This is a genomic window from Mesorhizobium subarcticum (assembly GCF_055456085.1).
On sequence record NZ_CM144237.1, the window covers coordinates 3,807,018 to 3,821,456 of the forward strand.

Genomic DNA, 14,439 nt, shown 5'->3' on the forward strand with positions numbered 1-14,439 from the left:
GTCAGGCGACCAGCGCATCCAGTTCCGGCAGCAGGACGACGCTTTCCTGTTCGTTGGGGTCGGTGCGGGCAATGACGGCCGAAGAGGCAGCATTGCTCAGATTGGCCGGCAGATGCGGCACGCCGGCCGGGATGTAGAAGAGGTCGCCGGCCTTGACGACGATGTGGTGTTCGAGCCGGTCGCCATACCAGGTATGGACCTCGCCGGTGAGCACGTAGATCGCCGTTTCGTGGTTCTCATGCAGATGCGCCTTGGCGCGCGCGCCGGGCGGCAAGGTGAGCACATGCATGCAGATGCCCGACGAGCCGACCAACTCCTTGGCAATGCCGGCGAAATAGGTCAACCCCTGCTTGCCTTCATAAGTGCTTTCAGGACGGATAAGATGACAAGTGGGTTTGGGCGACATCGGGGAAACTCCGGGCGTCGATTGAGTGGAACAAAGACCAATGGGACCGGGCGAGTGGAAAACAACATCGCGATAAAAGCAATCGGATTCCAGCCGGCGCAGGGGCGGGAACAGGCAGGCTGTAGCCGATGACCGGGACTTCGCCAGCCGTCGTCGCGGCAAGCAAACTGGGCCTCACCTTCCAGACCAATGACGGGCCGGTGCAGGCGCTGTCCAATGTCGACCTGACGATTGGCAAGGGGGAGTTCGTCTCCTTCATCGGGCCCTCTGGCTGCGGCAAGACCACCTTGCTGCGCGTCATCGCCGACCTGGAGAAACCGACCTCGGGGACGATCTCGGTCAACGGCATGACACCCGAACAGGCACGCCAGAAACGCGCCTATGGCTATGTCTTCCAGGCCGCAGCCCTGTTTCCCTGGCGCACCATCGAACGCAATGTCGGCCTGCCGCTGGAGATCATGGGCCTGTCCAGGGCCGAGCAGGGAGAGCGCATCAAGCGCACGCTCGACCTCGTCAACCTCTCGGGCTTCGAGAAGAAATATCCCTGGCAATTGTCGGGCGGCATGCAGCAGCGGGCCTCGATCGCGCGCGCGCTGGCCTTCGATGCCGACCTTCTGTTGATGGACGAGCCGTTCGGCGCGCTGGACGAGATCGTGCGCGACCACCTCAACGAGCAATTGCTGGAATTGTGGGGGCGGACCAACAAGACCATCTGCTTCGTCACCCACTCCATTCCGGAAGCTGTGTATCTGTCGACGCGGATCGTCGTCATGTCGCCGCGACCTGGCCGGGTCAGCGACATCATCGAATCGACGCTACCGAAGGAGCGGCCGCTCGACATCCGAGAGACACCGGAGTTTCTGGCGATCGCCGCGCGGGTGCGCGATGGCTTGAGGGCAGGGCATAGCTATGATGATTGAGGGCGGGCAGGATGGGGTTCCTCCTCTCCCCACCGGGGAGAGGGTGGCCGGAGCGAAGCGGAGGTCGGGTGAGGGGGCGGCCACCCGCGCCTTCGTCATCCTAGGGCGGAGCAAGGAGCGAAGCGACGCGGCGCAGACCCTAGGATTCATGCCGTTACCTCGACGCTCCACAGCGGTGCAAAACGGTGCTCCCTACGCAGTGCGTTGGAAGGCGAACATTCTCGACCGCTTATACCCCTCGGCCAACGTCACGGAATGGATCCTAGGGTCTGCGCGACGCTTCGCGTCGCTCCGCCCCAGGATGACGAAAGACCGGCAGCGCCGCTTTCTGCAGTTGCGGTTGGGAAGGGCCCGCTAAATGGACACCTTCCGCGACAAGCTCGTGCCCGTCACCTCCATCCTGTTGGGCGTCGTCATCCTCTGGTACGTTTTCGCCGTCATCCTCAACGCCCCGTTCCAGCGCGATCTTGACCGCCGCGCCAATGAGACTTCCACCTTCAGCGAGCTCATCGGCAAGACGCTGTCGCAGCCGAAGCCGACGCTGCCGGCGCCGCATCAGGTGGCGGTGAATTTCTTCGAGAACACGTTTCTGCGGCCGATCAACTCGAACCGCAGCCTCGCCTACAATGCCTGGGTGACGCTGTCCTCGACGCTGCTCGGCTTCGCCTTCGGCACGGCGCTCGGCATCATCATCGCGGTCGGCATCGTGCATGTGGCAACGCTCGACCGCAGCCTGATGCCGTGGATCATCGCCTCGCAGACGATTCCCATCCTGGCGGTGGCACCGATGATCATCGTCGTGCTGGGGGCGATCGGCATCAGTGGCCTGATTCCGAAAGCGATGATCTCGACCTATCTGTCGTTCTTCCCGGTGACGGTGGGCATGGTGAAGGGGCTTCGCTCGCCCGAGATCATGCATCTCGACCTGATGCACACCTATAATACCAGTCGTATGCAGACCTTTTGGAAGCTGCGTGTACCGGCCTCTGTGCCATTCCTGTTCACCTCGATGAAGGTGGCGGTGGCGGCAAGCCTGGTCGGCGCCATTGTCGGCGAACTGCCGACCGGTGCGGTCGCCGGCATCGGCGCCAAGCTGCTCGCCGGCGCCTATTACAGCCAATCCATCGACATCTGGTCGGCGCTGGTCGCCGGCTCGATCGTGGCGGCTCTGCTGGTCATGGTGGTCGGCATTGCTGGCCGCCTCGTCGACCGCGCCATGGGCGGGAGGCCGGCATGAACTGGCTGAAGCCCTCCTGGCAAGCGGTGCTGACCATTGTGCTGTGCGTGATTGCAATCGCGCTCGGCGCAATGTCGAAACCGGAAGCGGCAGCCCTTGCCGACCCGACGGCTGCTATCAACTACCCCTATCTCGGAACGGAGGGCTTAATGCTCGGCTTGGCCGTGCTGGCGGCACTGATCTCGATGGTCAGGATTGCGCCGCTTGCGGAGGCCGTGGTGCTGTTCATCGGCGCCCATCTCGTCGCCTGGCTGCTGATCTCGGGCATTGCCGGTTTCGAAGGCACGGCACTGGCGCCATATTTCCTGCTGCTGGCGACAGCGTGGTTGCTCGGTTGGCGTTGCGTAGCGGTGCTTTCATCACTGCGGCCTCTTGGCAGCTCTGAGCGGACGGCGTTGCGCCTGATCATCCCGGCTATCTTCGGCGCCTGGATCCTGATCATCTGGGAAGCCGTCACCCGCGGTGCCGGCATTCCCTTCATCCTGTTGCCGCCGCCGAGTGCGATTGGGGTGCGGATCGCCAACTCCCTGCCGGTGCTCGGCGCCGATGTGCGGCAGACCATCTTCAAGGCGGTGCTGTTCGGCTATGTCGTGGGCAGCGGCGCTGGTTTCATCACCGCGATCCTCGCCGACCGCGTGCCTTTCCTGCGGCGCGGATTGCTGCCGATCGGCAACATGGTTTCGGCGCTGCCGATCATCGGCGTCGCACCTATCATGGTCATGTGGTTCGGCTTCGACTGGCAGTCCAAGGCGGCTGTCGTCATCATCATGACCTTCTTTCCGATGCTGGTGAACACGGTCGCCGGGCTTGCCGCTTCCGGCCATATGGAGCGCGACCTGATGCGCACCTATGCGTCGGGCTATTGGCCAACGCTGATCAAGCTCAGGCTGCCGGCTGCGGCGCCCTTCATTTTCAACGCGCTGAAGATCAATTCGACGCTGGCGCTGATCGGCGCCATCGTCGCCGAGTTCTTCGGTACGCCCGTGGTCGGCATGGGCTTCCGCATCTCCACCGAGGTCGGGCGGATGAACATCGACATGGTCTGGGCCGAAATCGCAGTTGCAGCTCTTGCGGGTTCGGTCTTTTATGGCGTGGTCGCTCTTGTCGAAAGAGCCGTCACGTTTTGGCATCCCTCTGTCCGTGGTGGATAGGGGCGGTGGGTTTAAGGGCACTAACTTCAGAGGGTAAAAGAATGAAAAAACTGATTATTCCGGTTCTGGCCGGTGTGATGTCGCTGGCCGCGTTCCAGGCAATTGCCGCCGACAAGGTGACGTTGCAGCTGAAATGGGTCACGCAGGCCCAGTTTGCCGGCTACTATGTCGCCAAGGCCAAGGGTTTCTATGAGGCCGAGGGCCTCGATGTCGACATCAAGCCGGGCGGCCCTGATATCGCGCCCGAGCAGGTGATTGCCGGCGGTGGCGCCGATGTCATCGTCGACTGGATGGGCGGTGCGCTGGCCGCACGCGAAAAAGGCGTGCCGCTTGTCAACATCGCCCAGCCGTTCAAGAAGGCCGGCATGGAACTGGTCTGCCCGAAGGATGGCCCGATCAAGACCGAAGCCGACTTCAAGGGCCATACGCTCGGCGTCTGGTTCTTCGGCAACGAATATCCGTTCTACGCCTGGATGAACAAGCTCGGCCTGAAGACCGAAGGCGGCCCGGACGGCGTCACCGTGCTCAAGCAGAGCTTCGACGTGCAGCCGCTGATCCAGAAGCAAGCGGATTGCATCTCGGTCATGACCTACAACGAGTACTGGCAGCTGATCGACGCCGGCTACAAGCCGGAACAGCTGACCGTGTTCAACTACTCGGCGATGGGCAACGACCTGCTCGAGGACGGCCTCTATGCCTCGGAAGACAAGCTCAAGGATCCGGCCTTCGAGGACAAGATGGTGCGTTTCGTGCGCGCTTCGATGAAGGGCTGGAAATACGCCGTCGACAACAATGACGAAGCGGCAAGCATTGTCATGGACGGCGGCGGCCAGGACGAGAACCACCAGAAGCGCATGATGAGCGAAGTCGCCAAGCTGATCGACAATGCCGACGGCAAGCTCGATCCGGCGACCTACGAGCGCACCGCCAAGGCGCTGCTCGACCAGAAGATCATCACCAAGGAGCCGAAAGGCGCCTACACCACCGCCATCACCGACAAGGCCGTGAAGTAAGCCTACCAGTCATCCTGATTTCGAAAGCGGCGCCTTTGACAAAATGTCAGAGGCGCCGTTCCTTTATGGTGTTCATGACGAAGCTGGTCTCGATAGAGGCGACGCATTTCAGCCGTGCGATCTTCTCCTTGATGAAGCGTTCATATTGTTCGAGGCTGCCGGTCACCACCTTCAGCACATAGTCGCGCGAACCGGTGACGAGGTGGCATTCCAGCACTTCTTCCCAGCCGCGGATCGCGTCTTCGAACATGACGATCTCGTCCTCGTTCTGGCGGCTGAGGCGGATGGTGGCGATGGCGACCATGCTCCAGCCGAAGGCGGCGGGATCGACCAGCGTCGTGTAGCCTCTGATGACACCGGTCTCCTCCAGCCGCCGCACGCGCCTCAGGCAAGGGGATGGCGAAAGGCCAATGCGCTCGGCAAGCTCATTGTTGGTGATGCGCGCGTCGGCTCGCAATTCCCTGAGAATCCTGAGGTCGAAATCGTCGGCTATCTTCTGCTGCACTTTTTATCGCTCCCGGCCATTTGTTGCTTGGATGCAGCCATGCAAGGCCGAAAATAGCAAGGACTGGCCGATCGGGATCGCATAAATTGCGGCACGAAACCTTTCAGAAGCAGGAAAAGCCATGACCGCGCCACGTCCGTCGAAAACCCATATCGGCAACCACAAGCTCCATCCGGAGACGCTGATGCTGAGCTATGGTTTCGATCCGCAGCTTTCCGAGGGCGCTGTCAAGCCGCCGGTGTTCCTGACCTCGACCTTCGTGTTCAAATCGGCGGAGGAGGGGCGCGACTTCTTCGACTACACGTCCGGCCGCAAGGAGCCGCCGAGCGGCACCGCGTCGGGTCTGGTCTATTCACGCTTCAACCATCCCAACAGCGAGATCGTCGAGGACCGGCTGGCGATCTATGAGGGGACGGATGCCTGCATCCTGTTTTCCTCGGGCATGTCGGCGATCGCAACGACACTGCTCGCCTATGCCCGCCCGGGCGACGTCATCCTGCATTCGCAGCCGCTCTATGGCGGCACCGAGACGCTGCTGACGCGCACGCTTTCCGGCTTCGGCATCGGCGCTGTCGGCTTTGCCGATGGTGTCGACGAGACGGCGGTGCGGGTGGCAGCCGATGCCGCGGTCGCGAAGGGGCGTGTTTCGGTCATCCTGATCGAGACGCCGTCGAACCCGACCAACAGCCTGGTCGACATCGCGCTGATGCGCAGGATCGCCGACGAGATTGGCGCCATCCAAGGCTCGACGCCGATCATCGTCTGCGACAACACGCTGCTTGGTCCGGTGTTCCAGCGGCCGATCGAACATGGCGCTGATGTCTCAGTCTATTCGCTGACCAAATATGTCGGCGGCCATTCCGACCTGATCGCGGGTGCGGCCATGGGCAGCAAGGCGGTCACCAAGCCAATCAAGGCGTTGCGCGGCGCCATCGGCACCCAGCTCGACCCGCATTCCTGCTGGATGCTCGGCCGCTCGCTGGAGACGCTGTCGATCCGCATGGAACGGGCCAACGACAATGCGCGTGTGATCGCGGAATTCCTACGCGACCATGCCAAGGTCGAGAAGGTGCATTATCTGCCGTTCCTCGGCGAGGATACACCTTCGGCGCACGCCTATCGCGCGCAATGCAGCGGCGCCGGCTCGACCTTCTCCTTCGACATCAGGGGTGGACAGAAGGCGGCTTTCGCCTTTCTGAACAATTTGCAGATCTTCAAGCTGGCGGTGAGCCTCGGCGGTACGGAGTCGCTTGCCAGCCATCCGGCGGCGATGACCCATTCGGGCATTCCCTTCGACGTGCGCCAGCGCATTGGTGTGCTTGAGACCACGGTCAGGCTGTCGATCGGCGTCGAGCATCCCGATGATCTGATCGCCGACCTGACGCAGGCACTGGCGGCGGTCTGAGCTCTCGGCCCAGGAAGCCGGGTGAATCGCCCTTATCGTGCGGGCAATCACAAAAACGTGTGCCGGGATACATTACCCCGCCCAACCGTTGCGCTTAAAGCATGCGCGCGCCTCGGTTGGGGCGTGACGTATGTGAAAATCTAATCGGAGGACTTCATGCGCACACACTCTTTCCTGCCAGTGCTTTCGGCGCTGGCCATTTCGACCGCTTTTATGTTTGGCTCACCGGCCATGGCCGAGGTGGTGAAATACAAGGCGACGCTCGATGGAAGCCAGCAGAACCCACCCGTCACCACCAAGGGCAAAGGCACCGCCACGTTCACCTTCGACACGACCAAGAAGAAGCTCAGCTGGAACGTCAAATATTCCGGCCTCAGCGGGCCGGCGATCGCCGCGCACATTCACGGGCCGGCGGCGATGGGTGCGAACGCAGCGCCCGTCATCCCGTTCAAAGGCAAGCTCAAGAGCCCTCTCAAGGGTTCGGAAACACTGACGGACGCGCAGGCCGCTGACCTGGCGGCCGGCAACTACTACGTCAACGTCCACACCGCCGCCAACAAGGATGGCGAAATCCGCGGCCAGATCGAGGCAGCGAAGTAGCGCAAGCCGCGCCTACACAAAAGGGGCGGGTGACCGCCCCTTTTTTCGTCAGGCCTTGTCGCGGATTTGGGTCATCGTCCGGGTCGGCGTGATCGCTTCCGGATCGAGCCTGATTTCGACGATCGCCGGCTTGCCGCTGGCGCGGGCCCGCTCGAAGGCCGGGGCGAAGTCGGCTGTCTTTTCCACCGTTTCGCCATGGCCGCCATAGGCGCGGGCCAGCGACGCGAAATCGGGATTCCTGAGGTCCGTAGCGACGACGCGGCCGGGATATTCACGCTCCTGATGCATGCGGATGGTGCCGTAAATGCCGTTGTTGACGACGATGACGATGATCGGCAGGTCGTACTGGACGGCGGTGGCGAACTCCTGGCCGTTCATCAGGAAGCAGCCGTCGCCGGCAAAGGCGACCACGGTGCGATCCGGATAAAGCGCCTTGGCTGCGACCGCTGCCGGCGTGCCGTAGCCCATCGAGCCGGAGGTCGGCGCTGCCTGCGTGGCGAAGCGGCGGGAGCGGTGGAAGCGATGCACCCAGGTGGCGTAGTTGCCCGCACCATTGGTGAGGATAGCGTCGTCTGGCAGCACCTTTTCCAGATAGTTCATGATCGGCCCCATCTGGACGGCGCCAGGCCCGGTCTCGGGCGGCGTCGACCATTCGAGATAGGAGGCGTGTGCTTTCGCTGTCTCATCTGCCCAGGACGGTGGGCCAGCCGGCTTGCGCTTGGCAAAAGCCTCGACGAAGGCCGAGGGCGAGGCGTTGATCGCCAGTGTCGGCCGGTAGACGCGGCCGAGCTCGCCGGCGTCGGCGTGGACATGGACCAGCGTCTGGTCGGGGTAGGGGCTCTTCAGCAGCGTGTAGTCGGATGAGGGCATCTCGCCCATGCGGCCGCCGATCAGCAGCACGACGTCAGCCGCCTTGATCCGTGCCGCCAGCTTCGGGTTGATGCCGATGCCGACGTCGCCGGCATAGTTCGCATGAAGATGATCGAACAGCATCTGGCGGCGGAAGGAGCAGCCGACGGGAAGCGACCACGTTTCGGATATGGCGCGCATCCGAGCCACCGCTTGCTCGTCCCAGCGCGTGCCGCCGAGGATGACAAAGGGGCGTTTCGCGCCGTTGAGCAGCTTTTCCAGCGCGTCAAGTTCGGCCTCGCCGGGATATGTCTCGACCGGCGTGTGTGGCAAGGCAGCCGGCGCTTCGACAATGCTTGTCAGCATGTCTTCGGGCAGCGAGATGACAACCGGGCCGGGGCGGCCGGATGTCGCCACGGCGAAGGCGCGGGTGACGAATTCGGGGATGCGCGAGGCGTCGTCGATTTCGACCACCCATTTGGCGATGTCGCCAAAGAACCTGACGTAATCAACTTCCTGGAACGCTTCGCGCTCCTTGGCGTGGCTGGCGACCTGGCCGATGAACAGGATGAGCGGGATCGCATCCTGCATGGCGATGTGGATGCCGGCCGACGCATTGGTGGCGCCGGGGCCGCGGGTGACGAAGCAGATGCCGGGCTTGCCGGTCAGCCGACCCTGGCAGTCGGCCATCATCGCCGCACCGCCTTCCTGGCGGCAGACGATGGTGCGGATCGGCGAGTCATGCAGCGCGTCAAGCACCGCGAGGTAGGATTCGCCGGGCACGCAAAAGATGCGGTCGGTGCCGTTGGCTTCGAGCGCGTCGACGATCAGTTGTCCGCCGGTCTTCATTTTGCTCTCTCCAGTTCGGCAAGGATTTCTTCGGTGTGTTCGCCAAGGCGTGGCGAGGGGCGTTCATAGACGAGCGGTGTGCCCGACATGACCATCGGCGCGCGCACCGAAGGCAGAAGATTGCCATGGCCGTCGTCGAGGTCGAGCCGCATGCCGCGCGCGATCGTCTGCGGGTCGGCGAACATCTGGCCGATCGTGTTGATCGGGCTCGCCGGCACGCTTGCCGCTTCGAGCTTTGCCAGCAGCGGGTCGCGATCCCACGTCTTCAGCGCCTCGATCATGCGCTCGCGCAGCTTGGCCCGGTTGGCGACCCGGGCAGGGTTGGTGGCAAAGTCGGGATTGGTCGACAGCTCATCCAGCCCGACGGCAGCGCAGAATTTGGCAAACTGGCCGTCATTGCCGACCGCCAGAATGAGGTGGCCGTCCCGGACCGGCACCACTTCGTAAGGGGCGATGTTCATATGCGCATTGCCCATCTGTACCGGTGACTTGCCGGAGACCAGATAGTTGAGGTTCTGGTTGCCGAGCGCCGAGATTTGCGTGTCGAAGAGCGCCATGTCGATATGCTGGCCTTCGCCGGTCTGGTCGGCATGGCGAAGGGCTGCCTGGATGGCGATGACGGAATAGAGGCCGGTGAAGATGTCGGAGATGGCGACGCCAGCCTTTTGCGGTTCGCGGCCGACCTCGCCCGTGATCGACATCATGCCGGCCATGGCCTGGATGATGAAGTCGTAACCGGCACGTGGCGCGTAAGGACCGTCCTGGCCGAAACCGGTGATCGAGCAGTAGACGAGACGCGGGTTGATCTGGCGCAGGCTCTCGTAGTCGAGCCCATATTTCTTCAGCCCGCCGAGCTTGAAGTTCTCGATCAGCACATCGGATGTGGCGACCAGCCGGCGGATGGTTTCCGCACCCTCCGGCATCGAAAAATCGATGGCGATGGAGCGTTTGCCGCGGTTGCAGGAATGGTAATAGGCAGCCGACAGGTTTTCGCCGTCATGGCTCATGACGAAGGGCGGGCCCCATTTGCGCGTGTCGTCGCCGCCATCGGGGCTCTCGACCTTGATGACATCGGCGCCGAGATCAGCAAGCAATTGCCCGGCCCAAGGCCCGGCAAGGATGCGGGCGAGTTCGACGACGCGGACGCCTTTCAGGGGAGGTTCGGCCATAAATCACCAGAATTGGTCGGAACCGCAGCCTCTATCAACACCTCGTGCCGCTGTCACGGCCCTTGCGATGGGCCAAAGGGCCGGTTTGCAATAGATACGGGTCGTTACTTCAGCACGCCGTCGGCCCAGGCGGCGAAATCATTCATGATGATGTCACGGTTCACCTCGTTCAGGCTTTCGTGGCGGGTCTCGGCATAAACCTTTGAAACGAGATTCGAAAAACCCATCTTGCGCATGCGATTGGCGAGGTGGGTGATGCCCTTGCCGTAGTCGGACGCCGGGTCTTTCTCACCGCCGACGATGGCGACAGGAAGATCGCGCCGGACGCCGGCGAAGCCGGCATCCTTGCCGCCGTTGAGCGCCATCGAGACCACGTCGCGCCACATCGAGACAGAGGCATCCCAGCCGCACAGCGGATCGGCGATGTATTTCGCCACCTCGGCCTCGTCGCGCGACAGCCAGTCGAACAGCGTGCGGTGGTTGGGCACGGCCTTGCCCCAGGCCTGGAAGGTGAGTTTCGGCAACAGGCGCGACGGGACATCGGAGCCCAATCGCATCCGTTCCCAGGCGAGGATGCCGAGCGCCACCTGTCCAAGCAGGCCTTGAGAAAAATTGCCGTTCCATATCGCGGCGGCATGGACACGTGGCGAATGGCTCAAAAGGTAGTTCAGCGCCACGGACGCGCCCATCGAATGGCCAAAGAGGATAACCGGCAGGCCCGGTTGTTCGGTGGCGATGAGATCGTGGATGGCGTCGACGTCGGCGATCACCTTGGCCGGGCCATCCTTGTCGGCGAACTTGCCGAGTGGCGCGTCGGGCGCCTTGGTCGCGCCGTGGCCGCGATGGTCGTGGACATAGACGTGAAAACCACGCGTGGCCAGGAAATCGGCAAAGCGGGCATAGCGCGCGGCGTGCTCGGCCAGTCCATGGTTGATCTGGACGACGGCGCGTGGCTGGCCATCGGCCTGTTTGACGAAGAGATTGAGGTCGGCGCCGGTCGGTGAGCGGACCGTGCGCTGCTGGCTGAAAGGCATGGCCGCTTGATCTCCCCCTTGTTCTGATGTGGTTTGCGCTGCTGCCGATTTTGCGTCAATCCGCTTTGCCTGCTTTTTGCGCAACGATGTTTCTTGCGTTTGGTCGGAAAAGTATCGCAATTCTGACATGGAGACAGCTTCACTCTGTCACCCACTTTCTTCAGCCGGGGATTTGCTCATGCGTATTGCTGTTGTTTTCGGATTGGCCATGTTGGCGGCATCGCTTGCCGATGCCGCGCATGCCGAGGTCAAGCTGAGCGGAACCTTCGTTTCCGATGCTGCCTGTCCGGCAACGCAAGCCATCAAGAACGGCAAGAACCCTGGCAATGTCTCGACCGACGCCGGGCAGAGTTATCAGCTGCTGGCCGGCAACAAGGACACGCCGACGCATTACCTCATCCTGGTGCCAGGTGCTGATCCCGAGCGCCGCTGGGTGAAGGTCAGCTGCGGCCATCTCTCGGGCAGCAGTGCAGCGACGCCCCCAGCAGCGCCGGCCGGGCAAGGCAAGCCGGCTGCGTCGGGCAAACCTGAATATGTCTTCGCGCTGAGCTGGCAGCCGGCTTTCTGCGAGACCAAGTCCAACAAGACCGAATGCAGGGCGCAGAGCCCGAACGAGTTCGATGCCACCAATTTCACCTTGCACGGCCTGTGGCCGCAGCCGAACGGCAATTTCTATTGCCAGGTGCCGGCAAGCGACAAAGCCAATGACAATCCGGCCCACTGGAATGACCTGCCGCCGGTCAATCTGGACGCAGGGACCCGCAAGGAGCTCGATCAGGTGATGCCGGGCACGGCTTCCCAGCTCGAGAGGCATGAATGGATCAAGCACGGCACCTGCTACGGCAAGAGCCAGCAGGAGTATTTTTCCGACGCGCTCGGCCTGATGCGGCAGGTCAACGGCTCGCCGGTGCGCGATCTCTTCGCCAAGAACATTGGCGGCAAGCTGACGGCCGACCAGATTCGAGGCGCCTTCGACCAGGCCTTCGGCGCTGGAGCAGGGGACCGCGTGCGCGTCTCCTGCGTCATCGACCCGTCGAGCGGCAGGCGGCTGATCGGCGAATTGACGCTCGGCCTTGCCGGCCCGATCGGTCCGGGCAGCTCGCTCAAGGATCTGCTGCTGGCTTCGGTGCCGACCAACAAGGCCGGCTGCCCGACCGGGACCGTCGATGCGATCGGTTTTCAATAAATCTTGAAGGTTGGCCGGCGGGCTGTCGCTCGGTCGTCGAGCGGTGTTATGCTGGATCGAACATCATTCAGCGGGGGCGGGCAATGGATGGTTTGACGGGCAGCGCGCTGGCGCGGTTGGCTTTCTGGGCCAAGGGCATGGTGGCGATCAACAATGCCCGCATGGAATGGCCGGGTTTTTCCTACAATGACGCCGAGTGGGCGCGGATGCGAACGCTGTCGGAGCCGATCGATGCCGTCACCTATCAGTTCTTCACCGTCGTCAATGCGGTGATCTTCATCGCCATCGCGGCGATCGGCATTTTTGGCGTCTTCCTGCCGCTGGCGACGCTGTTGTTTCCCATACCGGCGCAAACCAGCGCCCTGAAATTCTCCATGCTGCTGGCAGCCTGCGCCTTTCTCATCATCGGCCTCGGCCTGCCGATCTCGATGCGTCTCTCCGCCATGCTGGTGGGTGGCAAGAAGGTACGCGAGGCACTGGTGCCTGCAGCGGGCGACCAGGCGCTGGCCTCAAAAGTGTCCTGGCAGATCAACCGCATCATGCTGATCATGTGCGGCCTGCTGGTGCCGGGCATCCTGCTGTTCATCGCCTACGACATCCAGGCCGGACCGATCATCACCGCGCTGAAATGGGTGGCAATCGTGCTGATGGCGGTCTCGACGCTGACCGGCGTTGCGCGGCAGAGAAAATCCTAGAGAGTTGGAGTGGTTCACCGTTTCATGGAAACGGTGAACCACTCCAACTCTTTAACTCTTTGTTTTGACGCAATTCTGGACGGAAAACCGCTCACACTTTTCCTGGAATTGCTCTAGAACTGCGCAGACTTGGTCCACGCGATCGCCGTGTCGGGCTCATGGCTGCCCGGCTCGCCGACGATCCGGTCGCGTCCTGTCGATTTCGCCTTGTAGAGGCGCTGGTCGGCCAGCGCGAACAGGTCGCCAAGGCAGGTTGTCGTTTCGCTGACGGTTGAGACGCCGGCGCTGACGGTCAGCTCGAAGCGGCTGGTGACGGTCGATGCCTTGACCGCGTAGCGGATGCTTTCGCCAAACAGCCTGGCCACCGAATGCGGGCGCGAACTGAGGATGGCGAATTCCTCGCCGCCGATCCGGAACACCTGATCCTCGGCGCTCGCCACTTCCCTAAGCAAGGCCGCAACAGCTTTCAGCACCTTGTCGCCCTCGGCATGGCCGAAGCGGTCGTTGATCGACTTGAAATGGTCGACATCGATGATCAGCAGGCTGAGCGGCCTGGCGGTGCGCAGGCTGACCTCGACGGCTGCCTCACCGTCGGCGTCGAAGCGGCCGCGATGCAAAAGGCCGGTCAGGCCGTCGCGGCCGACATGCTCGATCAGCGCTTCGTAGCGCTCGCGATAGGTCAGGGTCTCGAAAATGTCGGTCAGGCCGCGCGGCAGCGGGACGTCGCGGGCCTCGAACCATCTGAGATAGGCGACAAGCATGGCGCTGAAGGTCAGCGCCGCCACCATCTTGGCGAACCAGCCGCCGAAGAAGACGGCGATAGGCGCGCCGGCGACGAAATGCAGCGCGGTGAAGAAGCCCGCCTGGTCGAAGGTGAGCACGCAGGCGACGCAAATCAGGATGCGCGTGAACTGCGCCTGGCGCAGATGCCGGCCAAGCTTTTCATAGAGCAGGATGACCAGGATGGCGTCGATGAACAGCAGCGTCGTGCCCCACACCATCAGCCAGCCCATCTCGTCGATGAAGCCGATGTCGGGCATCTTGCCGTCGGGCAGGGGCGCGATGGCATGCATGCGCAAGAGCAGCCCCAGACCGATCATCAGCGCATTGCCGAGCAGCAGGCCATAGATCGGCTGGCGCACGGTGGCGGCGTCTTCCTTGATGTAGAGCAGGAGCAACATCACCAGCTTGCCGGAAAACAGCACGGCCGAGCCGGGCGAGACCAGGCCGAACGGCAGGGCGACATAGAAGACGCTGGCGAGATAGGTTTCCAGGAAGTGCATCGCGCCGAGCGCGCAGATGAAGACGCCGAGACCAATGCGCTTGCGGAACCGGAAAAGCGTCACCATGACACTGAAGTAGACGACCGCTTCGGCAAGGAGCAGGAAACTGTTCAGCACTGCCGTCGATCCGATCTCTC

14 protein-coding genes are annotated in these 14,439 nt (G+C 62.7%); 8 read left to right on the plus strand and 6 right to left on the minus strand.

The window, feature by feature from the left end; all coding sequences use genetic code 11:
- Nucleotide 1: 1 nt before the first annotated feature.
- Nucleotides 2-406, minus strand: a complete 405-nt coding sequence (locus ACZYHG_RS18630) for a cupin domain-containing protein (RefSeq protein ID WP_464609811.1) — start codon at nucleotides 404-406, stop codon at nucleotides 2-4.
- A 128-nt stretch (nucleotides 407-534) separates the two neighbouring features.
- Between ACZYHG_RS18630 and ACZYHG_RS18635 the strand changes: the two genes are divergently transcribed.
- The 4 genes from ACZYHG_RS18635 (at nucleotide 535) to ACZYHG_RS18650 (ending at nucleotide 4,727) form a co-directional block, all read left to right on the plus strand.
- Nucleotides 535-1,326 carry an ABC transporter ATP-binding protein gene (locus tag ACZYHG_RS18635; protein ID WP_464609812.1) on the plus strand — a complete coding sequence of 264 codons (792 nt, stop codon included), beginning with the start codon at nucleotides 535-537 and terminating at the stop codon, nucleotides 1,324-1,326.
- Between the two features lie 358 nt (nucleotides 1,327-1,684).
- Nucleotides 1,685-2,563 (plus strand): ABC transporter permease, encoded by an 879-nt coding sequence (locus ACZYHG_RS18640; RefSeq protein WP_464609813.1) that lies wholly within the window; start codon nucleotides 1,685-1,687, stop codon nucleotides 2,561-2,563.
- Nucleotides 2,560-3,714, plus strand: coding sequence for an ABC transporter permease (locus tag ACZYHG_RS18645; RefSeq protein WP_464609814.1), 1,155 nt, complete (start codon nucleotides 2,560-2,562; stop codon nucleotides 3,712-3,714). The genes ACZYHG_RS18640 and ACZYHG_RS18645 overlap by 4 nt, the downstream gene beginning before the upstream one ends.
- 41 nt (nucleotides 3,715-3,755) lie before the next feature.
- Nucleotides 3,756-4,727: an ABC transporter substrate-binding protein gene (locus tag ACZYHG_RS18650; protein ID WP_464609815.1), complete on the plus strand. Its 972-nt coding sequence runs from the start codon at nucleotides 3,756-3,758 to the stop codon at nucleotides 4,725-4,727.
- Nucleotides 4,728-4,773: 46 nt separating this feature from the next.
- Here the strand turns inward: ACZYHG_RS18650 and ACZYHG_RS18655 are convergent, their stop codons facing one another.
- A complete protein-coding gene (locus tag ACZYHG_RS18655; RefSeq protein ID WP_027029765.1) occupies nucleotides 4,774-5,232 on the minus strand; it encodes an Lrp/AsnC family transcriptional regulator in 459 nt (152 codons plus the stop codon).
- Nucleotides 5,233-5,353: 121 nt separating this feature from the next.
- On the opposite strand from ACZYHG_RS18655, the gene ACZYHG_RS18660 reads away from it, so the two are divergent.
- Together ACZYHG_RS18660 and ACZYHG_RS18665 are read left to right on the plus strand one after the other, a co-directional pair.
- The gene (locus ACZYHG_RS18660; RefSeq protein ID WP_464609816.1) at nucleotides 5,354-6,637 is read left to right on the plus strand and encodes a cystathionine gamma-synthase family protein; all 1,284 of its coding nucleotides are present in this window, start codon (nucleotides 5,354-5,356) and stop codon (nucleotides 6,635-6,637) included.
- 156 nt (nucleotides 6,638-6,793) lie between these two features.
- The gene (locus ACZYHG_RS18665; RefSeq protein WP_464609817.1) at nucleotides 6,794-7,237 is read left to right on the plus strand and encodes a CHRD domain-containing protein; all 444 of its coding nucleotides are present in this window, start codon (nucleotides 6,794-6,796) and stop codon (nucleotides 7,235-7,237) included.
- Nucleotides 7,238-7,285: 48 nt separating this feature from the next.
- Here the strand turns inward: ACZYHG_RS18665 and ACZYHG_RS18670 are convergent, their stop codons facing one another.
- From ACZYHG_RS18670 to ACZYHG_RS18680, 3 genes are all read right to left on the minus strand, one after another.
- Nucleotides 7,286-8,935, minus strand: a complete 1,650-nt coding sequence (locus ACZYHG_RS18670; protein WP_464609818.1) for a thiamine pyrophosphate-binding protein — start codon at nucleotides 8,933-8,935, stop codon at nucleotides 7,286-7,288.
- Entirely contained in the window at nucleotides 8,932-10,104 is a 1,173-nt protein-coding gene (locus ACZYHG_RS18675; RefSeq protein ID WP_464609819.1) for a CaiB/BaiF CoA transferase family protein, read from the minus strand. Before ACZYHG_RS18675 ends, ACZYHG_RS18670 begins: the two co-directional genes overlap by 4 nt.
- A 104-nt stretch (nucleotides 10,105-10,208) precedes the next feature.
- Nucleotides 10,209-11,138, minus strand: coding sequence for an alpha/beta fold hydrolase (locus ACZYHG_RS18680; RefSeq protein ID WP_464609820.1), 930 nt, complete (start codon nucleotides 11,136-11,138; stop codon nucleotides 10,209-10,211).
- A gap of 178 nt (nucleotides 11,139-11,316) precedes the next feature.
- On the opposite strand from ACZYHG_RS18680, the gene ACZYHG_RS18685 reads away from it, so the two are divergent.
- Nucleotides 11,317-12,324, plus strand: coding sequence for a ribonuclease T2 family protein (locus ACZYHG_RS18685; RefSeq protein ID WP_464609821.1), 1,008 nt, complete (start codon nucleotides 11,317-11,319; stop codon nucleotides 12,322-12,324).
- 83 nt (nucleotides 12,325-12,407) lie between these two features.
- Nucleotides 12,408-13,019 carry a hypothetical protein gene (locus ACZYHG_RS18690; protein ID WP_464609822.1) on the plus strand — a complete coding sequence of 204 codons (612 nt, stop codon included), beginning with the start codon at nucleotides 12,408-12,410 and terminating at the stop codon, nucleotides 13,017-13,019.
- 113 nt (nucleotides 13,020-13,132) lie between these two features.
- Here the strand turns inward: ACZYHG_RS18690 and ACZYHG_RS18695 are convergent, their stop codons facing one another.
- Nucleotides 13,133-14,419: a GGDEF domain-containing protein gene (locus ACZYHG_RS18695; protein WP_464614730.1), complete on the minus strand. Its 1,287-nt coding sequence runs from the start codon at nucleotides 14,417-14,419 to the stop codon at nucleotides 13,133-13,135.
- Nucleotides 14,420-14,439 lie beyond the last annotated feature (20 nt).

Bases quoted from the DNA above. Each gene is read 5' to 3' on its own strand.
- ACZYHG_RS18630 (WP_464609811.1), bottom strand. From the start codon at position 406: ATGTCGCCCAAACCCACTTGTCATCTTATCCGTCCTGAAAGCACTTAT.
- ACZYHG_RS18635 (WP_464609812.1), top strand. From the start codon at position 535: ATGACCGGGACTTCGCCAGCCGTCGTCGCGGCAAGCAAACTGGGCCTC.
- ACZYHG_RS18640 (WP_464609813.1), top strand. From the start codon at position 1,685: ATGGACACCTTCCGCGACAAGCTCGTGCCCGTCACCTCCATCCTGTTG.
- ACZYHG_RS18645 (WP_464609814.1), top strand. From the start codon at position 2,560: ATGAACTGGCTGAAGCCCTCCTGGCAAGCGGTGCTGACCATTGTGCTG.
- ACZYHG_RS18650 (WP_464609815.1), top strand. From the start codon at position 3,756: ATGAAAAAACTGATTATTCCGGTTCTGGCCGGTGTGATGTCGCTGGCC.
- ACZYHG_RS18660 (WP_464609816.1), top strand. From the start codon at position 5,354: ATGACCGCGCCACGTCCGTCGAAAACCCATATCGGCAACCACAAGCTC.
- ACZYHG_RS18665 (WP_464609817.1), top strand. From the start codon at position 6,794: ATGCGCACACACTCTTTCCTGCCAGTGCTTTCGGCGCTGGCCATTTCG.
- ACZYHG_RS18670 (WP_464609818.1), bottom strand. From the start codon at position 8,935: ATGAAGACCGGCGGACAACTGATCGTCGACGCGCTCGAAGCCAACGGC.
- ACZYHG_RS18675 (WP_464609819.1), bottom strand. From the start codon at position 10,104: ATGGCCGAACCTCCCCTGAAAGGCGTCCGCGTCGTCGAACTCGCCCGC.
- ACZYHG_RS18680 (WP_464609820.1), bottom strand. From the start codon at position 11,138: ATGCCTTTCAGCCAGCAGCGCACGGTCCGCTCACCGACCGGCGCCGAC.
- ACZYHG_RS18685 (WP_464609821.1), top strand. From the start codon at position 11,317: ATGCGTATTGCTGTTGTTTTCGGATTGGCCATGTTGGCGGCATCGCTT.
- ACZYHG_RS18690 (WP_464609822.1), top strand. From the start codon at position 12,408: ATGGATGGTTTGACGGGCAGCGCGCTGGCGCGGTTGGCTTTCTGGGCC.